The sequence below is a fragment of the Arthrobacter sp. MMS24-S77 genome (assembly GCF_054888235.1).
The window spans coordinates 3,778,927-3,803,321 of sequence record NZ_JBTZRN010000001.1; the positions used below are offsets into that span (position 1 = coordinate 3,778,927).

26 protein-coding genes are annotated in these 24,395 nt (G+C 63.6%); 9 read left to right on the forward strand and 17 right to left on the reverse strand.

Features of this window, described 5'->3' with window-relative positions; genetic code table 11:
- Nucleotides 1-46 precede the first annotated feature (46 nt).
- Genes ccsB through ACX5I4_RS17375 form a run of 5 tightly spaced genes read right to left on the reverse strand, consistent with a single transcriptional unit; the run spans nt 47 to nt 4,899 of the window.
- Nucleotides 47-1,111, reverse strand: a complete 1,065-nt coding sequence (gene ccsB, locus ACX5I4_RS17355) for a c-type cytochrome biogenesis protein CcsB (RefSeq protein WP_461837736.1) — start codon at nt 1,109-1,111, stop codon at nt 47-49.
- Complete coding sequence (gene resB, locus ACX5I4_RS17360) at nt 1,111-2,823, reverse strand: cytochrome c biogenesis protein ResB (RefSeq protein ID WP_461837737.1); 1,713 nt, start codon at nt 2,821-2,823, stop codon at nt 1,111-1,113. The genes ccsB and resB overlap by 1 nt, the downstream gene beginning before the upstream one ends.
- The gene (locus ACX5I4_RS17365) at nt 2,823-3,578 is read right to left on the reverse strand and encodes a cytochrome c biogenesis CcdA family protein (protein ID WP_461837738.1); all 756 of its coding nucleotides are present in this window, start codon (nt 3,576-3,578) and stop codon (nt 2,823-2,825) included. The genes resB and ACX5I4_RS17365 overlap by 1 nt, the downstream gene beginning before the upstream one ends.
- Before the next feature lie 14 nt (nt 3,579-3,592).
- Nucleotides 3,593-4,231, reverse strand: a complete 639-nt coding sequence (locus ACX5I4_RS17370; RefSeq protein WP_461837739.1) for a TlpA family protein disulfide reductase — start codon at nt 4,229-4,231, stop codon at nt 3,593-3,595.
- 2 nt (nt 4,232-4,233) lie between these two features.
- On the reverse strand, nt 4,234-4,899 hold the full coding sequence (locus ACX5I4_RS17375) for a histidine phosphatase family protein (RefSeq protein WP_461837740.1): 666 nt from the start codon (nt 4,897-4,899) through the stop codon (nt 4,234-4,236).
- 203 nt (nt 4,900-5,102) lie between these two features.
- Here ACX5I4_RS17375 and ACX5I4_RS17380 point away from each other — a divergent pair, with 203 nt between their 5' ends.
- The 3 genes from ACX5I4_RS17380 to ACX5I4_RS17390 all read left to right on the forward strand — a co-directional run bounded on the left by ACX5I4_RS17380 (nt 5,103) and on the right by ACX5I4_RS17390 (nt 7,680).
- Nucleotides 5,103-5,651: a YceI family protein gene (locus ACX5I4_RS17380; RefSeq protein ID WP_461837741.1), complete on the forward strand. Its 549-nt coding sequence runs from the start codon at nt 5,103-5,105 to the stop codon at nt 5,649-5,651.
- Nucleotides 5,652-5,835: 184 nt separating this feature from the next.
- Nucleotides 5,836-6,579, forward strand: a complete 744-nt coding sequence (locus tag ACX5I4_RS17385; protein ID WP_461837742.1) for a hypothetical protein — start codon at nt 5,836-5,838, stop codon at nt 6,577-6,579.
- Between the two features lie 267 nt (nt 6,580-6,846).
- On the forward strand, nt 6,847-7,680 hold the full coding sequence (locus ACX5I4_RS17390; protein WP_461837743.1) for a hypothetical protein: 834 nt from the start codon (nt 6,847-6,849) through the stop codon (nt 7,678-7,680).
- Nucleotides 7,681-7,722: 42 nt separating this feature from the next.
- Here ACX5I4_RS17390 and ACX5I4_RS17395 read toward each other — a convergent pair whose 3' ends face one another.
- Nucleotides 7,723-8,445, reverse strand: a complete 723-nt coding sequence (locus ACX5I4_RS17395; RefSeq protein WP_461837744.1) for a redox-sensing transcriptional repressor Rex — start codon at nt 8,443-8,445, stop codon at nt 7,723-7,725.
- A 51-nt stretch (nt 8,446-8,496) separates the two neighbouring features.
- The gene (locus ACX5I4_RS17400) at nt 8,497-8,751 is read right to left on the reverse strand and encodes a glutaredoxin family protein (RefSeq protein ID WP_461837745.1); all 255 of its coding nucleotides are present in this window, start codon (nt 8,749-8,751) and stop codon (nt 8,497-8,499) included.
- Between the two features lie 143 nt (nt 8,752-8,894).
- Between ACX5I4_RS17400 and ACX5I4_RS17405 the strand changes: the two genes are divergently transcribed.
- Nucleotides 8,895-9,713, forward strand: coding sequence for an HAD family hydrolase (locus tag ACX5I4_RS17405; RefSeq protein ID WP_461837746.1), 819 nt, complete (start codon nt 8,895-8,897; stop codon nt 9,711-9,713).
- Nucleotides 9,714-9,878: 165 nt separating this feature from the next.
- Here the strand turns inward: ACX5I4_RS17405 and ACX5I4_RS17410 are convergent, their stop codons facing one another.
- The 3 genes from ACX5I4_RS17410 to ACX5I4_RS17420 form a co-directional block, all read right to left on the reverse strand.
- Nucleotides 9,879-9,977 (reverse strand): 30S ribosomal protein bS22, encoded by a 99-nt coding sequence (locus tag ACX5I4_RS17410; protein ID WP_003792170.1) that lies wholly within the window; start codon nt 9,975-9,977, stop codon nt 9,879-9,881.
- Between the two features lie 173 nt (nt 9,978-10,150).
- Nucleotides 10,151-10,363 carry a helix-turn-helix domain-containing protein gene (locus tag ACX5I4_RS17415; protein WP_184738709.1) on the reverse strand — a complete coding sequence of 71 codons (213 nt, stop codon included), beginning with the start codon at nt 10,361-10,363 and terminating at the stop codon, nt 10,151-10,153.
- A 158-nt stretch (nt 10,364-10,521) separates the two neighbouring features.
- Nucleotides 10,522-11,664: a 3-deoxy-7-phosphoheptulonate synthase gene (locus ACX5I4_RS17420; protein WP_461837747.1), complete on the reverse strand. Its 1,143-nt coding sequence runs from the start codon at nt 11,662-11,664 to the stop codon at nt 10,522-10,524.
- A gap of 316 nt (nt 11,665-11,980) precedes the next feature.
- Here ACX5I4_RS17420 and ACX5I4_RS17425 point away from each other — a divergent pair, with 316 nt between their 5' ends.
- On the forward strand, nt 11,981-12,994 hold the full coding sequence (locus tag ACX5I4_RS17425) for a LacI family DNA-binding transcriptional regulator (RefSeq protein ID WP_461837748.1): 1,014 nt from the start codon (nt 11,981-11,983) through the stop codon (nt 12,992-12,994).
- Here ACX5I4_RS17425 and ACX5I4_RS17430 read toward each other — a convergent pair.
- Nucleotides 12,984-13,688 carry a FadR/GntR family transcriptional regulator gene (locus ACX5I4_RS17430; protein WP_461837749.1) on the reverse strand — a complete coding sequence of 235 codons (705 nt, stop codon included), beginning with the start codon at nt 13,686-13,688 and terminating at the stop codon, nt 12,984-12,986. The genes ACX5I4_RS17425 and ACX5I4_RS17430 overlap by 11 nt on opposite strands.
- A 79-nt stretch (nt 13,689-13,767) precedes the next feature.
- Between ACX5I4_RS17430 and ACX5I4_RS17435 the strand changes: the two genes are divergently transcribed.
- A complete protein-coding gene (locus ACX5I4_RS17435; RefSeq protein WP_461837750.1) occupies nt 13,768-15,072 on the forward strand; it encodes an alpha-hydroxy acid oxidase in 1,305 nt (434 codons plus the stop codon).
- Nucleotides 15,073-15,150: 78 nt separating this feature from the next.
- On the opposite strand, the gene gdhA is transcribed toward ACX5I4_RS17435, so the two are convergent.
- Both gdhA and ACX5I4_RS17445 read right to left on the reverse strand, forming a co-directional pair.
- The gene (gene gdhA, locus ACX5I4_RS17440) at nt 15,151-16,488 is read right to left on the reverse strand and encodes an NADP-specific glutamate dehydrogenase (RefSeq protein ID WP_461837751.1); all 1,338 of its coding nucleotides are present in this window, start codon (nt 16,486-16,488) and stop codon (nt 15,151-15,153) included.
- A 203-nt stretch (nt 16,489-16,691) separates the two neighbouring features.
- Nucleotides 16,692-17,267, reverse strand: coding sequence for an ArsR/SmtB family transcription factor (locus tag ACX5I4_RS17445; RefSeq protein ID WP_461837752.1), 576 nt, complete (start codon nt 17,265-17,267; stop codon nt 16,692-16,694).
- A gap of 168 nt (nt 17,268-17,435) precedes the next feature.
- Here ACX5I4_RS17445 and ACX5I4_RS17450 point away from each other — a divergent pair, with 168 nt between their 5' ends.
- Nucleotides 17,436-17,909: a hypothetical protein gene (locus ACX5I4_RS17450; RefSeq protein ID WP_461837753.1), complete on the forward strand. Its 474-nt coding sequence runs from the start codon at nt 17,436-17,438 to the stop codon at nt 17,907-17,909.
- Between the two features lie 27 nt (nt 17,910-17,936).
- Here ACX5I4_RS17450 and ACX5I4_RS17455 read toward each other — a convergent pair whose 3' ends face one another.
- Nucleotides 17,937-19,148: an acetoin utilization protein AcuC gene (locus ACX5I4_RS17455; protein ID WP_461837754.1), complete on the reverse strand. Its 1,212-nt coding sequence runs from the start codon at nt 19,146-19,148 to the stop codon at nt 17,937-17,939.
- Nucleotides 19,149-19,260: 112 nt separating this feature from the next.
- On the opposite strand from ACX5I4_RS17455, the gene ACX5I4_RS17460 reads away from it, so the two are divergent.
- On the forward strand, nt 19,261-20,694 hold the full coding sequence (locus ACX5I4_RS17460) for a TrkH family potassium uptake protein (protein WP_461837755.1): 1,434 nt from the start codon (nt 19,261-19,263) through the stop codon (nt 20,692-20,694).
- 40 nt (nt 20,695-20,734) lie between these two features.
- On the forward strand, nt 20,735-21,373 hold the full coding sequence (locus ACX5I4_RS17465) for a potassium channel family protein (RefSeq protein WP_461838763.1): 639 nt from the start codon (nt 20,735-20,737) through the stop codon (nt 21,371-21,373).
- A gap of 15 nt (nt 21,374-21,388) precedes the next feature.
- On the opposite strand, the gene proC is transcribed toward ACX5I4_RS17465, so the two are convergent.
- From proC to ACX5I4_RS17480, 3 genes are all read right to left on the reverse strand, one after another.
- On the reverse strand, nt 21,389-22,219 hold the full coding sequence (gene proC / locus ACX5I4_RS17470; protein WP_461837756.1) for a pyrroline-5-carboxylate reductase: 831 nt from the start codon (nt 22,217-22,219) through the stop codon (nt 21,389-21,391).
- A 252-nt stretch (nt 22,220-22,471) separates the two neighbouring features.
- A complete protein-coding gene (locus tag ACX5I4_RS17475; RefSeq protein WP_461837757.1) occupies nt 22,472-23,308 on the reverse strand; it encodes a sugar phosphate isomerase/epimerase family protein in 837 nt (278 codons plus the stop codon).
- Nucleotide 23,309: 1 nt separating this feature from the next.
- On the reverse strand, nt 23,310-24,374 hold the full coding sequence (locus ACX5I4_RS17480; protein WP_461837758.1) for a Ppx/GppA phosphatase family protein: 1,065 nt from the start codon (nt 24,372-24,374) through the stop codon (nt 23,310-23,312).
- Between the last annotated feature and the right edge of the window lie 21 nt (nt 24,375-24,395).

Sequence of the window (24,395 nt, forward strand, 5' to 3'; positions counted from 1 at the left end):
TCGCCGACTGAACCTGCGGCACGAGAGGGCGTCGGGGGCCCAAGCCCTATTGCGCGAGCCCCGAGTACGAGTGCAGCCCGTTGAAGAACTGGTTCACGATGGTGAAGTTGAAGATTACGCAGAGGTAGCCCACGATCGACAGCCACGCTGCTCGGGTCCCGGTCCAGCCGCGGGTGGCGCGGGCGTGCAGGTAGCCGGCGTACACCACCCAGATGACAAACGTCCAGACTTCCTTGGTGTCCCAGCCCCAGAAACGGCCCCAAGCCTTCTCGGCCCAGATGGCGCCGAACATGAGGGTGAAGGTCCAACCCACAAATGCCACGGTGTTGATGCGGTAGGACAGGTTTTCCAGGCTGAGGGCGTTGGGAACCAGGCGCATAAAGCCCAACTTGTCGGCTCCGCCGGACGCCAGGGTCTTCTGCCGGTGCGATTGCACGAGCTGTAGCGCGGACATGGCGAACGTCAACGTGAAGAGGGACGCGGACATCACGGCGATGGAGACGTGGATGACCAGCCAGTAGCTCTGCAGCGCCGGAACCAAGTGCCCAACAGGGGTCCAGTAGGCGACAGACGCAGCCACCAGCATGATCACGGCCAGGCCGAGGACGAACGTGCCCAGGAAGCGCAGGTCGCGGCGGATCAGCGAGAGCAGGAAGACCAAGACCACCAGGAACGCGCCAGTGGTCAGGAACTCGTACATGTTGCCCCACGGCACGCGGCCTGCCCCGATCGCACGGGTGATCACCCCGGCGCCGTGGATAGCCACGCCGATAATGGCGACCGCTACGGCAACACGAGCGGGAATGCGGCGCTCGGCGGCATACTTCATGTCGCCGCCGGCGGTCTGGTTGACGGAGGTGACCGCCGACGTCGGGCGCTCAATCCGGCCAGCCGGCCCCCCGACGTCGTTCCCACCGGCACGTCCGGCAGCCACCGGAACCTTCACCTCGGCAGCCGCAGTGGAGGCTGCCTTCAGGTCCACCGCCCGCAGTGTCTTGCTGCTCTTGGCGAGGTCCCACGCGAAAGCGATGAACGCCACCGTGTAGGTGCCGGCTGCTAGCAGCATGAAAAGCTCGCTGTATTGGCCCATGGTTTCGTTGATGGGGAACATTACTGGTCCTTCGAGGTTGAGGAAGAAACGGTGTCGGTGGACTGTTCTGTGGGGAGCAGCCATTCGCGGTGCAGCAGTTCACGGATCGCGGCAGCTTCGCCGGCCAGCCTGTGGTCCTCGCCGCGGGCAAGGAGACCGTACTCCACCATTGTCCGCCCATCGTCGTGGGTTCCGGTCCGGACCCAGATTCGACGACGGTTGAGGTAGAGGGAGAGAATCAGCCCGGCGACGGCGAGCAACGCGAAGATCAGCGCGGTGGCTTGGCCCGGGTTGTGGTGGATGTCCACGCCAACGTACTTCTTGACGCCGTCGAACGTGATGCTGCCCTTGCCGTCCGGAAGAGTGTAAGTGCCACCGGGAGCGAGCGTGATGCCCTTCGTGGGCAGGTCACGGCCATTGAGCTGCTTCAGCTTGGCCACGTCGAGTTCGAAGACGTTCTGCGGAGTGCCCTTGTTCAAGCCGAGATCGCCGTAGTACGAGTTGAGGCTCAGCTGCGGGTTGATGAGCTCGGGGTCGCCGCTGAAGGAGACCCCTTTCTCCGTCACCATTGCGGTCGGCAGGAAGAAGCCCGCGAAGCCGAGCTGGTCCGGCTTCGCATCGGGGACCTTGATGACCACCGAAGAGTAGTAGTTGTCGCCTTGCAGCTTGGCCACTACGGGGCCTTGCAGCGCCACGTTGCCGGCACCGTCCCGCACAGTGACCACGGGGGCGTAGCCGTTACCCGTGAGGTAGATGCTGGTGTCGCCGAGCATCACGGGATCGTTGACCTTGAGTGTCTGCTTTTTGGCAGGCGAGTCGGGCGTGTCCTTGGTGGTGACGGCCGCCGTGAAGTCGATGGGCTGGCCGAAATGCGCAGGCGATTCACGATCGAACTTGACGTCGAACTTGTCCAGCTGGATGGAGTACGGCTGCAGCCAACTGCTCTGGAAGTTGGTACCAGGGCTGAATTGGTCATAACCCACCAAGGTGTTCACGAAGGTATCGCCTTCCACCAGGATGCGCTGGCCGCTGTAGCCAAACAGCCCGCCGACGGCAACGGAAACCAGCACCCCGATCAGCGAGGCGTGGAATACCAGGTTGCCCACTTCCTTGAGGAAGCCGCGCTCGGCACCCAAGGAAGGCATAGCGCCGTCGACGTCGCGCACCTCCACGCGGTAGCCCCGCTTCCGCAGCACCCCAGCGGCGTCAGAAATGGCCTTCGACGCCGGGATCCCGGCGTCGGCGGGCAGCACGAGCGTGCCGTACTCCGGAAGGCGGGAGAGACGCTTGGGCGTCCGCGGCGGCTGGGAGCGCATCGCCTTGTAATGGGCGATGGCCCTCGGCGTGACGCAGCCGATGAGGGAGATGAACAGCAGAATGTAGATGGCCGAGAACCAAGCCGAGGAGTACACGTCGTAGAGCTGCACGGAGTCAAGGATCTTGCCGTAGTCCGGGTGGTCCTTGATGTACTGCGTCACGATCGAAGGGTTCGCCGGGCGCTGCGGGAACAGCGAACCCGGGACCGCTGCGACAGCCAGCAACAGAAGCAGGAACAGCGCGGTGCGCATGCTGGTCAGCTGGGTCCAGGCCCAACGCAGCATGCCGACGATCCCCAGGACCGGCAGTGCCGCCTCGGCCTTGGCCTTGTCAACCGCTTTGTCAGCTGCCTTGTCAACCGCCGGCTTGCTGGCGGACTTGTTGGACTTCTTTTTACCTTGCACGGGCTCGCTCATCAGATCGGCAACTTCACATCGGTTTGGAACCAGTACTGCAGCCCGGTAACCCAGGCGCCCCAGACTCCTGTGGCCATCAGGATTCCGAGGAGGATCAGAATGCCCCCGCCAATCCGCTGGATGGCCAGGCGGTGCTTGCGGAAGAAGGACATCACACCGATTCCCCGGCGGACTGCGAGGGCGATCAGCAGGAACGGGATGCCCAGGCCAAGACTATAGACAAACGCCAGGAGCGCCCCCTTCGCCGCGGACGATCCCCCGGAGAGGCTCAGCAGCTGGACCGCGGAATAGGTGGGGCCGATGCACGGCGCCCAGCCCAGACCGAAGGTGACGCCCAACAACGGTGCGCCCCACAGCCCGGCGGGAGGCTTGGCGTGGATTTTGGCGTCGCGCTGCAACCAGCTGAAACCACCCAGGAAGACGACGCCCATGATGATCACCAGCACGCCCAGCAATTGCGTGATCCAGGCGTTCTGCGGACCGGTGATGAGGGTCCCCAACTGGCCGAAGGCACCACCAAGCAGGACAAAAATCAGGGAGAAGCCGAGGACGAACAAGCCGATTCCCGCAAGCATGCGCCCGCGTTTCTGCTTCTGGAGGTCGACGCCGGTCAGCCCGGTCACGTAGCCAAGGTAGCCAGGGACCAAGGGCAGGACGCAGGGCGACAGGAAGGACACAAGTCCGGCCAGCAAAGCCACGGGGATGGCCAGCAGCAAGGAACCGCTCAGGATGGTCTCGGCGAAGGGGCTGTTCACGCTGTCCGGGCCACCTACTCGGCAACCGCGGAGGTAATGAGTGCCTTAAGGGTGCTCTTCTCGATCTCACCCAGGACTCGGGAGGCAACCTTGCCTTCCTTGTCCAGGACCAGCGTGGTGGGCACAGCTCCGGGAGGCACGATGCCGGAGACAGACAGCAGCACGGCACCGTCTTTGTCATTGAAGCTGGGGTACGTGAGGTTGAAGGTCTTGTCGAACGCATCGGCCGTGGCCTTCTCGTCCCGAAGGTTCACGCCGTAGAACTGGACGCCTTTGCTCTTGAACTCCTGGTGCAGCTCTTCAAGGATCGGAGCCTCCACCCGGCACGGAGCGCATGCGGCGAACCAGAAGTTGAGGACGGTCACCTTGCCGAGCAAGTCCTGGGGGGTCACGGCAGTTCCGTCGAACAGAGTGCCCTTGATCCCGACGGCGGCCTTGCGGTCCGCTTTGGCGAATTCCGTCACGGAGCCGTCTCCGGCAACGTAGTTCTTGTTGTCGCCGGCCTTCGCCTGCTTGGCCAGGGCGTCTTCTTGTGCACAGGCCGACAGGCCCATGGTCAGCGCGGTGAGCGCCAGTCCCCCGGCGGCGAGAATGCTGCGGCGGGAAGTCAGGGCTGCGCTGGTGGTCTTAATGCTGGGGGTGTTGCGGTTCATTGTCATGCTCCGGGAGTGCTCGCGGCACCGGGCAGCAGCACGGCGGCGGGTTCGCTGTACTCCACCCGCGCAACCTTGCCGTCGTCGTCGAACACGAGGGACGTCAGCGACGTCAGCGTGCACTCGCGTTTGCGGGGATCGTGCCACAACCGCCGGCCTTCCGCGCTGAGGCGCGTGGCGTAGATGGGAAGCTGGTGGCTGACCAGGATGGCCTCCGCGCCGTCGCCGCCGAGGTCGATAGCCTTCAGGCGGGCGTCCTCGACGGCGGCACGCATGCGGGTGACTTGGTCTTGGTAGGACTCTCCCCAGGACGGACGCAGCGGATTACGGTACTCAAGCCAGTGCTTCGGCTTGATGAACTCGGAGACGCTGGCCTTGAGTCCTTCGAAATGGTTCTCAGCCTCGATGATCCGCGGTTCCGTGTGGATCTCAAGGTCCAACGCCCGGGACGTGGGAAGGGCGGTTTCCTGCGCGCGGGTCAACGGCGAGGCGACAAGGTGGACGATGTTCGCCCCCTGCGCGGCGCGGGCAGCAAAGTGGTCCGCGAGCATCTGGGCCATCTCGCGGCCGCGTTCGGAGAGGTGGAATTCGGGCAACCTGCCGTACAGAATACGGTCGGGATTGTAGACCTCGCCATGGCGGAGCAGATGGACAGTTGCTTGGGGCATGTTTACCAGTTTCTCAAAGAAGGCGGGCGATCTGAAATCTTCTACGTTACGTAGAACTGAAAGTTTCTCCAGAATGTTCCCCACGGATGGAATAAAAGATGCATTTGCATGTTTATACTTGACACAAGGTTCGGTTGACACTTCAACTAAGTGTGATCGAACGTCCGATGAAGCTACGAACACACCTTCCCAAGGAGAACGCCATGACACTTCCCGCCAACGTCACCACCGGCATTTGGACCCTCGACAACTCCCACAGCGAGATCGGCTTCACTGTCCGGCACGCAGGCATCAGCAAGGTCCGCGGCCAGTTCACCGAGGCCGAGGCCACCTTGGATCTCGGCAGCAGCCTGACTGACTCCAAGGTCAACGCCAGCATCCAGACCGCCAGCTTCGACTCGGGCGACGCCAACCGCGACGGCCACGTCAAGGGCGAGGACTTCTTCGACGTGGAGAAGTTCCCGGAAATCACTTTTGTCTCCCGCCATGTCAAGGCCAATGGCGACAGCTTCGACCTCGTGGGCGATCTGAGCATCAAGGGCGTCACCAAAGAGGTGACCATCGAAACCGAGTTCAACGGCGTGGCCGTTGACCCCTTCGGAAACACCCGTGCAGGCGTTTCCGGTGAGACCACCATCAGCCGCAAAGACTTCGGCCTGACCTGGAACGCGGTGCTCGAGGCAGGCGGCGTGCTGGTCAGCGACAAGGTTGTCATCAACCTCGAACTGGCATTCATCGCTCCTGCCGCCTAATCCACCCGGCTCCCGGCCTGAAGGGCGCTTTCGGGGCTGCACGCTATCCATCGTGCAGCCCCGGAGGCGCCATTTCGTTGCTCGCGGTGTCACCCGCCTATTGTTCGGCCAAAACCCGATACTTAGCGGCGAATTGGCCAAGAATTTCCTATGAATCCTTAAACCTCAGGTCTAAAGTGATGCCATGAGTAACCCAAACGAAGCTCCTCAGCCTCAGCAGCCCGGTGCCCAGCCACCGCAGCCCGGAGCTCAGCCTCAGCAGCCCGGCACCGTCCCTCCTGCGGGTTACCAGCCTCCGCAGGGATACCCAGCACCTCCTTCCTACCAAGCACCCCCGTCCTACCAGCAGCCGGCCCCCGGCGGCCCCCAGCAGGGCCAACCCGGCAGCCCCCAGCAGGGCCAACCCGGCAGCCCCCAGCAGGGCCAACCCGCGCACGGCGAAGGTTTCCACTTCGAGATGCCTACCGACGGCCCCAAGAACTTCAACGATGTCCTGCCCAAGGGCGGTTTCTCCGGCATGTTCAATGTCACCGGAATGCCCATCGAGCTGAAGGTCTCCTACTGGATCTGGCTTATCGGCGGGCTCCTGGGCCTCCTCGGTGGCCTGCTCGGCCTCTTTGGCTCCATGGTGCTTTTCGCGATCGCGCCGGGACTCGCCGTCGTCGTTCTCCTTTTGGTACTGGTGGCGCTGGTTGTCGCGGCCGCCCAAATCGTGTTTGCGATGAAGATGAAGGAAGGCAAGGAGTGGGCCCGCCTCGCCCTGACCGTCATCGCGGGTATTTCCCTGATTCTCTCGATCGTGGGAGGAGCGATGGCCAATGGCCAGAGCAACAACTGGTTCAGCTTTGTCATCAGCCTTGTGGCAACCGTCCTGATGTGGCTGCCCAATTCCCAGGCATGGTTCAAGTCCGCGAAGAGCGCCGTCTAGCCACACCGTTCCAAGCCGGTTTTCTCGAGCCGAAGGCCGCGGCAGGTTCCCAGGGGACCCCGCGGCCTTCCCTTTGCCCCGGCACCAGTCACACGCGCCCCGGCACCAGTCACACGCGGGAGGTCCGCGGAACCCGTCCGGGCAGAATTCTTGCCCCGAATCATCCCGAGCACTGTTCTGCCGGGGTACGGTGGAATTAAGCCGAGCTGGGGGCAGGGCACGTTGCACCCGGCAGCCATATCTGCAGTCGACACGCAAAGGAATGCCATGAGCACCCCTCCGTACCCGCCATCCACTCCGGGCGAAAACACCACACCTGACCAGCCGCAGTACGGCCAGCAGGCTCCGCAGCCAGGCCAGCAGCCGGGCCAGCAGCCACAGTACGGCCAGCCCTCCGCACCCCAGTACGGACAGCAAGCTCCGCAGTACGGCCAGCAGGCTCCCCAGCCAGGCCAGCAGCCGGGTCAGCAGCCACAGTACGGCCAGCCCTCCGCACCCCAGTACGGACAGCAAGCTCCGCAATACGGCCAGCAGGCTCCGCAGCCAGGCCAGCAGCCGCAGTACGGCCAGCCCTCCGTCCCGCAGTACGGCCAAAGCGGACCTGTCACGTGGCCGAGCCAGCAGCCCGCTGCGACGTCCGGCGTTCCGCAACTGGTCAACATCTCATTCTGGCTCATCGTTGCCGCCGGTGTCCTGACCTTGATCGGCATTCCCTTCTCCATCGCCTCGCTGAATTCTCCGGCGGGCAAGAGCATGATCGATCAGGCCCTGTCGGCACAGGGAGCAAACGCTTCGGGCCTGGACACCAGCAGTGTCATCAGCGTTGTGGTCACCATCATGGTTATTTTCTCGGTGATCTTCGCCGGACTCTACGCACTGGTTGCGTTCAACGTGCGCAAGGGCAAGAACTGGGCCCGCATCCTGGGTACCGTCTTTGCGGCAATTTCCCTGTTGGGCCTGACCCAGATCGGCTTGGGCACCATCACCATCCTCTTGGGCATCGCCGCGATGGTGCTGTTGTATTTGCCGGCCTCGGCACCGTTTTTCCGGAAAACCTTGCCCTTCGCGAACCCTTACAACCAGGCACCTTACGGTCGCTAGTCGCCGTCCCAACGAACGCTAACGGGCGCAGACCCGGCTGGCCTAAAGGGCCTGGCCTGGGGTCTGTGCCCGTTGCGCGTGATACGCAAGGATTTGCAGCTCGGTGGCCATGTCCACCTTGCGCAGATTCACGTGGGGCGGAACCTGCAGAAGTACGGGCGCGAAGCTGAGGATGCTGCGGATCCCCGCGTTGATGACCCGGTCACAGACGTCCTGAGCTACGGCGGCCGGGAGAGCCAAGACAACCATGTTGGTGCCGGTCCGCTGAAGGACCATTTCAAGATTGGCTGCGTCGCTGACCCGCAGCCAGCCGACTTCGTTGCCGATCACCATGGGATCGGCATCGAGGATGGCCACGACGTCGAAACCGCGCGACTCGAATCCGCCGTACCGTGCCAAGGCCTTGCCAAGGTTGCCGGCGCCCACAATCGCGACTTTCCAGTCGTGGGTGAGGCCCAGTGCCGCAGCAATGTGCCGGCTCAGATACTGGACCTCGTATCCCACGCCACGCGTTCCGTAGGAGCCAACGTAGGAGAGGTCCTTGCGCAGGGTGGAGGAACTGACGCCCGATGCTTCGGCCAATGCTTCGGAAGACACCCGTTCCACGCCTTCGCCAAGCAGGGAGTTCAGGGCGCGCAAGTAAAGAGTCATCCGGGCCACGGCCGCGGGTGGTATCTGCTTTGCGGCAGAGTCCTTGTCCCCAGGTACAGCGTCCCCGGGCAGAGCTTCAGCGGACGGTTCCAGCGCAGTCACGTTCTTCTCCATTGCGTCGCTTTGTTTTCCCACTCTATTGCCAACAAAGCATTGGACGCATGTTCAGGCAGCCAAGGCCTTCTTCAGGACCCGCTCCAGCCTCGCCTCGTCGATTTTCCAGAAATCCCGCTGGATTCCGTCCACGAATACCACCGGGATCTCCTCGGCATAGCGTTCGCGGAGTGTCGGGTCTGTATCGATCGACTGCTCAGTCCACGCGAGCCCCAGGCTTGAGGTCACGCGTTCGACGGCGTCACGCGCCGCGGCGCACAGGTGGCAGTCAGCTTTGGTGAGGAGTACGACGTCGGGATTCGGCATGGTTCAACGGTATCGCGTTGGCGCCGACACATCCCGACAACAGCCCTCAACGCAACGTCACGCAGCCCAAGAATCCGTCGACGCGGAACCACCGGGCACCCTCGCGAACGGCACGGGGCCGGGCGATTGACTAGACTCATGGCATGCCCGTCGAGAAGAACGCTGTTGTGGCCACCACGCCGGCCGCAACGCAACAACACGGCGAAGCTGCATTCTTCGACGTCGACAACACCCTCATGAAGGGTGCCAGCCTCTTCCATGTCGCCCGGAAGATGTACGAACGCAAGGCATTCACTCTCTCCCAGGCTGCGGGCTTCGCCTGGAAACAGTTCAAGTTTGTCCTGCGGGGCGAAAACATGGAGGACGTCCACTCGGTCCGGGATTCCGCGCTGACCCTCGCCGCAGGCATCAAGGTCTCCGATATCCGGGAGCTTGGCGAAGAAGTCTACGACGAGATGATCGAGTCCCGCATTTGGCCCGGCACCAAGGCCTTGGCGGAACAGCATCTGCGCGTTGGCCGGAAGGTCTGGCTGGTTACCGCCACACCCATCGAAGTCGCCACCGTCATTTCCACCCGGCTTGGGCTGACCGGCGCGTTGGGCACGGTGGGCGAGGTTGAAGATGGCGCCTACACCGGCCGCCTAGTAGGCGAAATCCTCCATGGACCGGCCAAGGCCGTGGCCGTGCAGCGCGTGGCTGACGAAGAAGGCCTGGATTTGAACCGCTGCTGGGCTTACAGCGATTCACACAACGACATCCCGCTGCTCACATTGGTGGGGCACCCTGTGTGCATCAATCCCGATGCTGGACTGCGGCGCCATGCGCGGGAGAACAATTGGCCCGTCTATGACTTCCGTTCCGGCCGCCGAGCAGCCACGCTCGGCCTCAAGGCCGCGACCGTCGGAGGCGCCGTCTACGGCCTCTGGCGGGGATTCTCCAAGTTCCGCAGCCCCAGGGCCTAGCCCAAAGCGCTTTGCGACACAGGAAATCCCTGGCGCGGCGGGTTTTCGGGTGTCGCGATGGATTTTGCGCATCGTCAGGCAATTTGCGCGTCATCCCCATCGCGCCCCAGAAGCAAAAATGCCCGCAGCCTCGAAAGGCGACGGGCATTCACGCTGGAAGTATCTCTACTTCTTGTTGCGGCGCTGGTGGCGGGTCTTGCGAAGCAGCTTGCGGTGCTTCTTCTTGGCCATACGCTTGCGGCGCTTCTTAATAACTGAACCCACGTAAGTTCCTTACCAAACTAGATTGAGATTCTGTCTGCTGGGTGAGGTCCTTGAACTGAGCAACAGACTTTTACAACTGACAGATTCTTACAATGACGTAAAACGTTCCTTAACAGGGTACCGCCTATCGGGGGCACCCAATGACCGCCGGCCCCAACGGAACCAAGCAAGACTCAAGCGGTCTCCGAGTGTCCGTCGACGACTGCTCCCTTGAGGTACTGGCTCACTGCTTCCTCGGGGACACGGAATGATCGCCCAAAACGGACGGCTGGCATTTCTCCCGAGTGAACCAGGCGGTACACGGTCATTTTAGAAACCCGGAGGACTTCGGCGACTTCGGCCACTGTCATGAAACGCGCGTTCGAGAAGTTAGCCTCTGCGGACATTTCTCCATATTCCTTTGCTCTCAGCGGTTAGCGGCGAACCCCAGCATTCATTACCTGGTGTGCCGATGCTGAGCCATCAAACAACCATGTGCTAGATACTCTAGAGGCTGCTGGTACCAAAGTGAAAGTCTTTCGGCCAACTGAACGCACGGTCTTCGTTAGTCGGCAGTGGCCACACGACGCTTGCGTGCCGAGGCCGCCAACTGGTTCAGGACGGACACTGTGACGTCCCATTCCATGCAGGCGTCAGTAACGCTCTGGCCGTACACCAAGTCCTGTTCCCCGGCGAGCTGCCGCTCCACGTCCAGGTTCTGCGCCCCGCCCACCAGGAAGCTTTCCAGCATGACTCCGGCGATCGGCGAAGCCACGTTGTCCTCGAGCTGCGCGCCGATCTCCAGGGCGACCTCGGCTTGGCGGTGGTGGCTCTTGCCGCTGTTGGCGTGGCTCGCGTCCACGATCAGCCGGGGATTCAGCCCCTTGGCCGAGAGCTTCTCCGAGGCGGCGGCGACGTCGTCGGCGGAGTAGTTCGGTCCCTTGCGGCCACCGCGCAGGATCACGTGGGTGTCCGGGTTGCCCGAGGTCGCCACGAGGGCGGCGCGGCCATCGCCGTCGATCCCCAGGAACGCCTGCGGTGCGCCGGACGCGCCGCAAGCGTCAATCGCAACTTGGAGGTCGCCGTCGGTCCCGTTCTTGAAGCCGATCGGCATGGACAGCCCGGAAGCCAGCTGGCGGTGGATCTGGCTCTCCGTGGTGCGTGCTCCAATGGCGCCCCACGCCACGAGGTCGGCCATGTACTGCGGGCTGATGGGTTCCAGGAATTCCGTGGCCGTCGGCAGGCCGAGAGCCGTGACTTGCTGCAGGAATCCACGCGCCGCACGAAGCCCGGCCGCGATGTCGTGGCTGCCGTCCAGGTGGGGATCGTTGATGAGGCCCTTCCAGCCCACTGTGGTGCGGGGCTTCTCGAAGTAGGCCCGCATGACGATCAAGAGGTCTTCCTTGTGCTTCTCGGCCTGGCTGACGAGACGGCGGGCGTATTCCAGCCCGGCCTTCGGGTCGTGGATGGAGCAAGGGCCAACGATCACGAGGAGACGATCGTCCACTCCGTCCATGATGGCGCGGACTCCATCGCGCCCGCGCTCGACGACGGCGGATGCCTTGGCGTCCAGCGGCAGTTCCGCGATGATTTCCTGCGGCGTGGGGAGCGGTTCGAAGCGGCTGACACGCAGGTTCGACGTCGATTGCGCGGCGGTAGTCTCGACGTCCGCGTTATGTGTGGTGGGCTCTGCGGCGATGCTGGTCATGAAGTGGGTCCTGTTCCGGAGAGGAGCGGACCCTACTCAGAGCCCGCCTGGAAATGGCGAAGGGCAGAGAATGATCTCTGCCCTGTTGGCTCTGAAGGAAAGTTGGATGCGTGTCAGTTAGACGCGGGCCCCTCCAGAGCCAACGAAAAATACGCATACCAACGGTTAGTCATAGCCAAACCATAGCGGCAGTCTCCGTATGGCGGCAAATCGAAATGCGACGACATCAAGGGAAACCGCTTCCCCGCGCACTATAAACTTCACTTCAGAACAACGTCGCTGCTCCCGAGGCGGCAGCAGCTCCAGGAAGGAACCCATGCCAGGCAGAAGAAACACCCGGCGGGTGGGCATCGCAGATGTGGCATCCATGGCCGGCGTTTCGCATGCCACCGTTTCCCGTGTCATGAACGGTAATACCACCGTGGACGCGGACATTGCCGCGCGCGTTCGTGCGGCCGCCTCCGAGCTGAAATACAAGCCGAACCCGGTAGGCCGAAGCCTGGCCCTGGGAAAAACGGACACGATCGGAATCGTGGTTCCAGACCTCTCCAACCCCACATTCCAGGCCATTCTTCGCGGGCTCAGTATTGCCGCCGCCCGCGACGGCTACCGCGTCTTGATCGCGGACTCCTCCGAGGTCTCCAGTGAAGAAGCGATTCTCGCCGGAGAAGCCCGACGGCGTTGCGACGGCGTCGTTCTCTGCGCCCCCCGCATGAGCGACGCCGAACTCGAGGAACTCGCCCCCACGCTCTATCCGCTCGTGCTTATCAACCGGACTACCGAGTCGGTACCGACGCCCAGCCTCGTGGTGGACTACGGCCAAGGCATCCAGGAACTTGCCGCGCATCTCGTTGGGCTGGGCCACCGAAAACTGGCCTATCTGACGGGGCCGGACCGCAGCGCGTCCAACGTGCAGAGGCTCCGCGGGCTCGAGAAGTTCACAGCCGAGTACCCAAACGTCGAATTGCAGTTCATTCCGGGCGGCAACACGTTCGACGCCGGATTTGAGTCAAGCGATGCCGTCGCCTCATGCGGCGCAACCGGCATTCTCGTCTTCAATGACGTCGCCGCGATGGGCCTCCTGAGCGGCCTGAGCCAGCGCGGGATCCGCGTGCCGGAAGACTTGTCGCTCACGGGCTTCGACGACATGCCGTTCGCCCGGTACACCATGCCTCCGCTGACCACCGCGGCCGTGCCGATCACCGATCTCGGCGATCTTGCGTGGCGCCGCATGCGAGAGCAGATTCAGACGAACGACGCAGCTTCACCCACGAACTACTTCCCGCCGCAGATTGAGCTCAGGGGCAGCACCGGACCCGTCAAGGCCTAGTTTCCGCGGGTGGCTGGCCCAGACCGGCCTCGCGGTAATACCCCTCGATGTGCGCGGTGACGAGCGTCGCTGCCCGGCCGCCGTCGCCGTCGTTCACTGCTTCCAAGATGGCGCGGTGCTCGGACCGCAGGCGATGGGCGGTGCTATCCCAATCGGGGAGGTTCGCCGTGAGCGCCGCGGCGTACCCCTCAATCGCTTCTCGCAGCGAGCCCATAATGGTGCTCACCACGGCATTTCCGGCGGCTTCCGCCAGCGCCAGGTGGAAGGCGACGTCGAGCGCGAGGAAGTCGTCGACGGCGGAGCTTGCGTCCATTTCGTCCAGCAGCCTGGCCGCTTCCTTGAGCTCAGGGGCGTCGGCTTTGGCGCGGGAGACCGCCCATGATTCGAGCAGGACCCGGGTTTGCACGATGTCCGCGACGGGCAAATGTTGCGTGGCCACATGGAGGCGGAGCGCCGAGCCGAGGGCCGTGGCTGGTTCGGCAATGACTACTGTCCCGGCGTCCTTGCCGGATCCCACGCCTGCCCGCACCACGCCCATGGCTTCCAGGATCCGGATGGCTTCGCGAACCGATGTCCTTGAGACCTCCAGCTGTTCGGCCAGCGCCCGCTCAGCGGGAAGCCGCCCACCAAGCACCAAATGCCCTTCGGACAACTGCTTTTCGATCCAACTCAGGACGAGCTCGTGCGTTCGCATGGATAAATAGTAGTTGATGTGGTCGGACCACATGGCATAGAGTGTGGTCTAACCACACAAGCCCACGGGAGACAGCACCATGACGCAGACCGTCCAGCCGAGCAACGCCCCTTCCCTTGAGGTGCCAACGAACGTCCCCACCGCCGTCGGACGCCCCGCAGCACTCAAGCGCCGAGTTCCCAAATACGCGGACCTAGCGCCGCTGATGAAGTTCAAGAAACCCGAGTTCAGCAACGCGGCGAAGCTGCGCCGCGCGTCCACCATTTGGGAACTGCGGGACATGGCCAAGCGTCGCACTCCCCAGGCGCCGTTCGACTACACGGACGGCGCAGCAGAGGCGGAGATCACGCTTCGCCGGGCCCGCCAGGCGTTCCAGGACATCGAGTTCCGGCCGGGGATCCTGCGCGATGTCTCCAGCATCGACCTCAGCACCGGGATCCTGGGCAAGGAATCCCGGCTTCCGTTCGGCATCGCGCCCACGGGGTTCACCCGAATGATGCAGTCGGAGGGTGAGTACGCGGGCTCGCAGGCGGCCGAAGCAGCCGGTATTCCATACACCCTGTCCACGATGGGCACGGCTTCCATTGAGGACGTTGCCGCAGCGGCCCCGAACGGCCGCAACTGGTTCCAGCTGTACCTCTGGACGGATCGGGACCGATCACTCGAACTGATCGAGCGCGCCGCCAAAGCCGGAAACGACACCCTCATGGTCACGGTGGATACCGCCGTCGCGGGCGCCCGGTTGCGCGATGTCCGCAACGGCATGACCATACCGCCCGCGCTCACCGTGAAGACTGTGCTGGATGCCTCGTACCGGCCCGCATGGTGGTTCAACTTCCTTACGCACGAGCCGCTGACTTTCGCTTCGCTCTCGCGTTACACAGGTACCGTGGCCGATCTCATCAACTCCATGTTCGATCCCACCTTGACCTTCGATGACCTCGACTGGCTGCGCGAAACGTGGAAGGGCAAGCTGGTGGTCAAGGGCATCCAGACGGTGGAAGATGCCCGCAAGGTGGTTGACCACGGCGCGGACGGCGTCGTGATCTCCAACCATGGCGGGCGCCAACTGGACCGGGCACCGATTCCGCTCCACCTCGTTCCGGAGGTGTCCGCGGCACTGAAGGCGGACAACAGCGACGCGGCCATCATCCTGGACACGGGCATCATGAGCGGTGCCGACATTGTGGCAGCCCTGGCCCTCGGCGCCGACTTTACGCTGATCGGCCGCGCCTACCTTTATGGGCTCATGGCCGGCGGCCGGGCAGGCGTGGACCGCACCATCCAGATCCTGGAAAAGGACATGGCCCGCACGATGGCCTTGCTCGGAGTCACCAGGATTTCGGAACTCAACCCGGACCACGTGCGGTTGCTGCCCAAGTAGCTAGCAGTAGGTGTCGTTTTGAGCCCTCAAAACGACACCTACTGCGAGTCAGTTGGGCTGGTCAGGCAGGATCGGGCGCTAGATCAGGCCCTGCGCCAACATGGCATCGGCAACCTTCACGAAACCGCCGATGTTGGCTCCCAGGACGTAGTTCCCGGGCGCCCCATATTCCTCCGCAGTTTCGGCACAACGATCGTGGATGCCCACCATGATTTCGGTAAGCCGCGCTTCCGTGTGTTCGAAGGACCAGGAATCACGGCTGGCATTCTGTTGCATCTCCAACGCCGACGTTGCCACTCCGCCGGCATTGGCGGCCTTGCCCGGGGCAAACAGGATGCCCGCGTCCTGGAATACCGCAACGGCTTCACGGGTGGAGGGCATGTTGGCGCCTTCGGCGATCGCCAGCAGGCCGTTGCTGACCAGCTTGGCTGCAGCATCGCCGTCGAGCTCGTTTTGCGTCGCGCACGGCAGTGCAACCGTGCCGTTGACGTCCCAAACGGAGCCGCCCGCGACGTAGACGGCGCCCTGGCGGCGTTCCGCGTACTCCGTGAGGCGGCCCCGCTCCACCTCCTTGATCTGACGGAGCAGCACGACGTCGATGCCGGCCTCGTCCACCACGTAACCCGCGGAGTCGGAGCAGGCCACCACAGTCGCTCCAAGGGCCTGGGCTTTGGCGATAGCATAAATGGCCACATTGCCTGATCCGGAGACCACGACGCGTTGGCCATCGAAGGACTGGCCCCGGGTCTTGAGCATCTCCTGGGCAAAGATGACCGTGCCGAACCCGGTGGCTTCCGGCCGGACCAAGGAGCCGCCCCACGACATTCCCTTGCCCGTCAGCACGCCCGACTCGTAGCGGTTGGTGATGCGCTTGTATTGGCCGAACAGGTAGCCGATCTCGCGGCCTCCCACGCCGATGTCGCCGGCAGGAACGTCCGTATATTCGCCGATGTGGCGGTACAGCTCGGTCATGAAAGATTGGCAAAAGCGCATAATTTCGGCGTCGGAGCGGCCGCGGGGATCGAAGTCCGAGCCACCCTTTCCGCCACCAATCGGCATGCCTGTCAGGGCATTCTTGAAGATCTGCTCAAAGCCCAGGAACTTGACGATGCCCAAGTAGACCGAGGGGTGGAAGCGCAGGCCGCCCTTGTAGGGGCCCAGGGCCGAGTTGAACTCGACGCGGAAGCCACGGTTGACGTGCACGCGGCCGGCATCGTCGGTCCACGGGACGCGGAAGATGATCTGGCGCTCCGGTTCGCACAGGCGTTCAAGGACTGCACCCTCGAGGAATTCCGGATGCCTGTCATGTACCGGGCCGAGGCTTTCAAAAACCTCAGTGACGGCCTGGTGAAATTCCAGCTCGCCCGGGTTGCGCGCCAGGACGGTGTCCCTGACTGCTTCCAGCCTCGAATCCATGTGACTCCCTATAATTTCTGCGCCGAAAGGCGGACCTGAGTGCAATCACGCCCATGCTCGCACCAGACGCGCGGCAGTCTCCATTCGAACCGATTACGACCCGGGCGGCCCTCAGGGCAGAGGCCCGCCGAGGGCGCAGAGTTTCAAGGAATCATCGAGTAGAAGCCACCCAACACGTGATGGGGATCACTCCATAGGTCCGGCTACTTCTTCCGCCCGAATTTCGGCAGATTGGGTAGGTTCGGCAGGTTCGCCAGGAGGTCCGCTGCCTTGGTTGCGGCACGGCCAACCGTGCGGCCGATCTGCTGCGGCATTGTGTCGTCCATCCCGGCTGCGGCGGCAATGGCGCCGGAATCCGGCGTGGTCTCAGGCGAGCGTACGACGTCGGTGGTCGCCGACGTCGGGACGAGCGGCTCGCCGTCGGGCTGCTTCCCCGCGGTGCCCTGTTCACCCTGGCCAGACGAACGCGCACGGGGGTTGCGGGCAGGCGTGGCGGTTTCGGCCGCGGGCCGGGCGGGACCGACGTCGAACGTCTCCAGCCAGCTGGCAACCCCGGCGAGCGGCTTGGGGTTCAACGCGTAGTAGCGTTTCTGCCCCTGTGCGCGCATGCTGACGAGATCCGCCTCGCGGAGTACCTTCAAATGCTTTGAAATGGTGGGCTGGCTCGCGGCGAGCTCCTCCACCAGTTCCCCCACAGCTTTGTCCCCAGAGCGGAGGGAAACCAGAATGTCACGCCGGGTTGCCTCAGCAATGACGGCAAATACGTCGTCAGTCACCATGCCTCCCACCCTAGCGACATATACGCCAAAAGGCATCAACTATTTCGCATGTGCGCGCGGCGTTGACCGCGCCCGGGGCCGGTGCTACAACGGACTCACGGTCCGCCACGGCCCGCCGGAGGCGGGGAGCCCGGTCAGGGCCGTATGAGCGGGTTGGGGTGCGATGCCATGACTGAATATTTCCGCCGGCAACTGTTCAACGTTATCGCCGCCGTGTTCTTGCTTCTCTTCGTGGCCGTTTGGCTGGCCGTGCTCATCCGCGTGCTGATCTGGATTCCCGTAGGAGACGCCGCCGCACCAAGCCTCAACGGCGCCTTGGTCACCGCGGCGGGCGTCCTGGCCACATCCTTGAGCTCCCTGACGGCTTCGGCCCTGGGATTCACCATCTCCGAGGTCCGGCGGGACCGCGTCGTCGAAACCGCCGAAGCGGCCTCCTACCCGAGCGAGGTGGCGGCGAGGCTGTCCGGCCGGATCATCGCCGCGATCATGGTGTACATGGTGATCGGGTTGCTGGTGCTGGTCCTTTGGCTGTTCAAGGGCACCGCGTCCACGGATCTCATCGGCGCCTTCGCACTGTCCCTGTTGGGCTGGCTGGTGGGAGCGGCCGGCGTCGTTTTCCAGGCGGAGAAGCCCAGCCACTAGCCGTGCGGTTTGATGCTCCCGGAAACGCTAGTCGAACCAGGGGTCCAGTCCGTAGAGCGGGAAGATCTCCTTGCGGGTGGCAATGATGGTACGGTCCACGGCGTCTGCGGGGTCATACCCCACCTCCCACGAACGCCACCACGTGTCGACGCCGTCACCCATAAGTTCCGGAACCGTTTCCCCGTACTTCTCCCTGACATAGCTCCGGAAAACCTCCGGGACCGGAGCCGTCAGCTGCACGGGATGCTGGGCCACGATCCCTATCAAATGACTCCACGTCCGCGGCACCACTCCCGTGATGTCATAGCCCCCTCCCCCGGTGGCAATCCAGCGGTTCTCGCAGAACCTGGCGGCAAGGCCCGCGACGGCGGTAGCCGCCTCGCGCTGGCCGTCCACGCTGAGGTTGAGGTGCGTGAGGGGATCGAGTTTGTGGGAGTCACAGCCGTGTTGGCTCACGATGACTTCCGGCTCAAAGGCCCGCACAAGTTGCGGCACCACGGCATGGAACGCACGCAGCCACCCGGCATCGCCCGTCCACGCAGGCAAGGCCACGTTGACGGCGGAGCCTAGCGCATTGGGGCCGCCGATCTCGTTGGCGAATCCCGTTCCCGGAAACAACGAGAGGCCGCTTTCGTGCAGGGAGATCGTCAGGACCCTGGGATCATTCCAAAAGATGCTCTGGGTGCCGTCACCATGGTGGGCGTCGACGTCGATGTACGCGACCTTCCGAACACCGCCGTCGAGCAGCCTCTGCACGGCGAGTGCGGCGTCGTTATAGATACAAAAGCCGCTGGCCCGCTCCCGGGACGCATGGTGCAGGCCGCCGCCGAAGTTGACGGCCCGGACTGCGGCTTCGGACAGGATGGCCTCGGCTGCGAGCAACGATCCGCCGGCGAGCCGTGCGCTTGCTTCATGCATTCCCGCAAACGCGGGGTCATCTTCGGTACCGAGCCCGCGTTCCGGGTCCGGCGTCGTCGGGTCCGCACTGGCGCGCCGCACGGCGGCGACGTATTCGGCACTGTGAACGGCGAGGAGTTCGACGTCGGAAGCCACCTCGGGTGCCTGGACCGAGACATGCTTCAAATCGAAAAGTCCGAGCGCCGCGGCGAGCCTGGCAGTCAGTTCAAGCCGCTCCGGGGCCATCGGGTGAGAAGGGCCGAAATTGTATGCGGTCATGGCGGGATCCCACGCGACCGTCGTTGGCAGCGCGGACGGACGGAGGCCTGCCCAGGAAGTCATCAATGACAGGCTACCCGAGCGGCGGGAGTGCAACCGCCCCGTTCCTGCGGACGATTAGTGGTTTACTACTCAAGAAAGCAGAATCAATCGACCAGAAGCGAACAGCATTGCCATGACTCAGAGCCAGTCGAGGTCCCGGGGCCAGACCGGCTGGCAAACCGTCCAGCCAGAGCGGGGAGGCCTGTGGATCTTCACGGGTATCCGCGACTTCATCGACAACATCGCCAACACTTCGCCGGCGCGATTGGCGCTGACGGCCTTCGGCGTCGCGATCATCCTGTTCACAGGTTTGCTCTCCCTTCCCGCGGCGTCGGCCGACGGTGCGGTGACGCCACTTCACCAGGCCTTGTTCACGGCCGTATCCGCCGTCTGCGTGACTGGTTTGACGGTTGTGTCAACGGCGGCGCACTGGACCTTCTTCGGCCAACTCGTCATTCTTGTGGGCATCTTCGTGGGTGGCTTGGGTACGCTGACGCTCGCTTCCCTGCTGGCTTTGATGGTCAGCAAGCGATTGGGCGTCCGGGGCAAGCTCATTGCCCAGGAGGCGATGAACAACGCAGGCCGCTTGGGCGAAGTGGGTACCCTGTTGCGGATCGTCATCACCACCTCCGTGGTGATTGAAGCGATCCTGGCTGTGGCCCTGATCCCCCGCTTCATCACATTGGGAGAGGATTTCTGGCAGGCGGTCTGGCACGGCGTCTTCTATTCGATTTCCTCGTTCAACAATGCTGGATTCACACCCCATTCCGACGGAATCGTTCCCTACGAGACGGATCTCTGGATCCTGGTCCCGCTCATGCTGGGCGTCTTCCTGGGCAGCCTGGGTTTCCCCGTGGTCATGGTGCTGCAGCAAAACGGGCTCAACTGGAAAAAGTGGAACCTGCACACCAAACTGACCATCCAGGTCTCCTTTATCCTGCTTGTTGCCGGCGCTGCCCTCTGGGCCCTGATGGAATGGGACAACACCCGAACCATCGCCAACATGAGCCTGGGAGACAAGATCACGCACTCGATCTTTGCCTCGGTCATGACCCGCTCCGGCGGCTTCAACCTGGTGGACCAGGGCCACATGGAATCGACCACCAGGCTGCTGTCCGACGCGTTGATGTTCGCCGGAGGCGGTTCGGCGTCGACGGCGGGCGGCATCAAGGTGACCACCGTCGCCGTCATGTTCCTCGCCATCGCGGCCGAGGCCCGGGGCGACACCGACGTCAAGGTGTACGGTCGGACCATCCCCCAGGGCACCATGCGGGTTGCCATCTCCGTGATCGTCGCGGGTGCAACCTTGGTTTCGGTCTCGGCCTTCCTGCTCCTGCAGATCAGCGGAGCCTCCCTGGACCGGGTACTCTTCGAGACCATTTCAGCCTTTGCCACCGTGGGACTCAGCACGAACCTCAGTGCCGAACTCCCGCCGTCGGGCGTGTATGTCCTTGCCGCCCTCATGTTCGCCGGCCGCGTCGGCACCGTTACCCTCGCCGCAGCCCTGGCTCTTCGTCAACGCAGCCAGCTGTACCACTACCCCGAAGAAAGGCCGATCATTGGCTAATTCATCTGGCGCCCCCAACCGGCCGGCGCACAACGCGCCCGTGCTGGTGATCGGCTTGGGCCGCTTCGGTTCCGCCACAGCGGAACAACTTGTGAAGCAGGGCCGCGAAGTCCTGGCCATCGAGCGGGATCGCAGCCTCGTGCAGAAATGGGCTTCGGTATTGACCCACGTGGTGGAAGCGGACGCCACCAACATCGACGCGCTACGCCAACTCGGTGCGCAGGAATTCAGTTCTGCCGTGGTGGGGGTGGGAACGTCGATCGAATCCTCGGTGCTCATCACCGTGAACTTGGTGGACCTGGGCATCGAGCACCTCTGGGTCAAGGCCATCACGCCCTCGCACGGCAAGATCCTCACGCGAATCGGCGCCAACCACGTCATCTATCCCGAGGCCGACGCCGGGGTCCGCGCGGCCCACCTCGTCTCGGGGCGCATGCTGGACTTCATCGAGTTCGATGACGACTTTGCGATCGTGAAAATGTACCCGCCGAAGGAAACCGTGGGCTTCACGCTGGATGAGTCCAAGGTCCGTTCCAAGTACGGCGTGACGATTGTCGGCGTGAAATCCCCGGGCGAGGACTTCACCTACGCCCGGCCGGATACGAAGGTTTCCGGCCGGGACATGCTGATTGTGTCCGGGCACGTGGACCTGCTGGAGCGCTTCGCGGCCCGGCCGTAGCTTCGCGTTCGTAGCTTAGGCGAGTTGCCGCGTGATTTCCGCGGCGCGGGCCGCGGCTGCGCGGGCTCCGTCGGCGATGATCGCGGGTATGCCGCCTTCGTTGAAGGCTGCGATGGCGCGCTCCGTGGTGCCGTTAGGGCTGGTCACGGCGATGCGTAGGGCGGTCGGATCCGCGCCCGGCTCGGCAAGCATGAAACCGGCACCTGCCACGGTCTCCCGGGAAATCATGAGGGAAAGCTCGGGATCCAAGCCAAGTTCGACGCCGGCAGCGGCCATGGCCTCGGCGAGGTAGAACGCGTAGGCGGGGCCGGAGCCGCTGATGGCGGACAGCGCATCCACCTGTTCCTCGGGGATTTCCACCACAGTTCCTGCGGCGCCAAGGATGTCCTTGGCCTGCTGGAGCTGCTCGGGAGTGCAGTTGGTTCCGGGCGAAACGGAAACCACACCCCGGCCAAGCTTGGCGGGGGTGTTGGGCATGGTGCGGATGACTGGCTGTCCCGCCGGCAAGGCTGCTTCCAGCTGCGCGATGGACACCGCGGCGGCAACACTGATCACAATGGTGTTCTTGGCCAGCGCGGGCGAGATCTCGCGGGCAAGATCGGCAATGCCCACGGGCTTGACACCCAGGATGACAACCGACGCGCCTTTGGTGGCCAGCTTGTTGTTGTCTGGTTCCTCTGCTCCGGCGATGGTCATGACGTGGTGGCGCTCAGCAAGTTCGGCGGCGCGTTCTGCGCGGCGTACGGTGGCGACGACGTCCGACGGATCCGTTCCGGCGGCCAGCAAGCCACCCAGAATGGCCTCGTTCATGGACCCACAGCCAAGGAATGCGATTCGGTTGCTCATGGCTCCATGATGCCAGTTCAGCTGTGCCGCTGCAGAACCAGATGCGGGACTCGGCAGGGTGCCCACGATTCCCAGCTAGTTCACAAGGTTATTGCAGGCTGCACCCAATATTGCTCCGTAACTTAGTAGTTACCTCATTGAGGGTGCGAGTGATGAGGCGGGCATGGGGATGTCCGCCACAAGCACCGGTTGGTCGAACGGGTTTCCCCCCATTTTCCCGTTTCGACCGCCGGTGCTTTCTCGTTTAAGGAACTAGATCTCGAAGGCTCCCACCAGTGGAGCTCCCAAATGCTGGCGCGCGAAGCGCAGGGTTTCCGCGAGCCACTCCTCGCGCTCCCCGGCTGCTTTTGCCTTGCGCGTGGAGATCTCGGCAACCACTGTGCCTTCGAATCCATTGGATGCCAGATGCTGCAGCACCTCGGCGCACTGTTGGGTCCCGTAACCGGGGATCAAGTGTTCGTCCTTGCCTGAGCCCGAACCGTCGGTGAGATGGACGTGGCGTAGCTTGCTCCCGAGCGCCCGCACGGCCTCAAGGCTGTTGGCCCCCGCGGTAGCGGCATGCGAGAAGTCCCACGTGACGTCGTCGTAATCTTGGCCCATCGGGTCCCAGTGCGGAAGGTAAGCAAGCGCCTCACGGCCGCGCACACGCCACGGGTACATGTTCTCCACGGCGATGTGCACTTGGTACATCGCCGCGATCTCGCGCACACCGGCAGCGAAGTTCTCGGCATAGTTCGACTGCCAGCGGAACGGCGGGTGGACCACCACCGTGTTGCAGCCGACCTCCCGCGCCATCTGGCAGGACATCTCGATCTTGTTCCACGCCGGACCCCAGACCTGTTGGGTCAGCAGCAAGGTAGGCGCGTGGATGGAGACGATCTGCTGGTCGTAACGGTGGCTGAGCTGGACCAAGGCATCCGGATTCTGGCTGGTGGCGTTGTTGGTCACCATCACCTCGACGCCGTCGTACCCCAGGTCCTGGGCCACCGCAAAGGCGTCATGGACGCTGAGCGGATAGACAGAAGCGCTGGAAAGCGCCACCGGGATCCTCGGCGTGTCTTCTTCGGAGTGCTCGACGTCGGTGCTCATGTCAGTTGGCCTGCCTGCCAGCGGTTGGGATGGGGATGGACGCTGCCGCGGGCGCGGCTGTTCCGGTGTTGGCGCCCATGCGGGGCACCGGTACCGCGCCGCCGAGCCCGACATGCGGGGCCGGGGCCAGCGGACCGTCGAAGATCAGCTGGTCGAGTCGGCGCAGGATCAATCCTTCGCGCAATGCCCACGGGCAGATCTCCATACTGGGAAACTCGAACATTTCCAAGGCCGCCTCGGCCACGAGGGCTCCGGCAAGGATCTGCCCGGCGCGCGCATCCGAGACACCGGGGAGATAGAGCCGGTCCTCGACAGTCATGGCCGAAATGCGCTGCGCCCAGAGCCCTAGGTCGGTGGCATGGAGTTCGCGTTTGACATACGGACCGGCACCGCTGGGGGCCGCGCCTGCGATACGCGCCAGCGAACGGAACGTCTTGGATGTTCCAGCCACTAGGTTGGCCCGGCCGAGTTGCTTAAACTCGCGTACCACGGGTTTGAGTGTGTGGCGGATGTACTTGCGCAAGTCCTTGACGCTCTTGGCAGAGGGCGGGTCATTGTGGAGCCAGTCCCTGGTCAGGCGGCTGGCACCCAGGGGGACCGACACCGCGAGTTCGGGCAGCTCGTCCTGGCCGAACGCCATTTCGAAGGAGCCGCCGCCGATGTCCAAGTCCAGGATGGGACCGGCGCCCCAGCCGTACCAGCGTCGAACCGCGAAAAAGGTCATGGAGGCCTCTTCGCTACCGGTCAGTTCCTGCAGCGTCACGGTAGTCTCGTGCTTCACCCTGGCCAGGACCTCGGCGCCGTTGGTGGCTTCGCGGATAGCCGAGGTACAAAAGGCCAGTAGATCCTCGGCCTTGTGGCGGGCTGCGAATTCCCACGCTTCAAGGACGAACTCGATCAACTCGTGTTGTCCGGCGTCGTTGATGTTGCCGTCGGCGTCCAGGAACTGGACCAGCGAAAGGGGTCGCTTATGGGAGGCAAACGCAACCGGGCGTGCGCCCGGGTGCGCGTCCACCAAAAGCAAATGGACGGTGTTGGAACCGATGTCTAGGACGCCAAGACGCATTCTGCCATTATTCCCCGATTC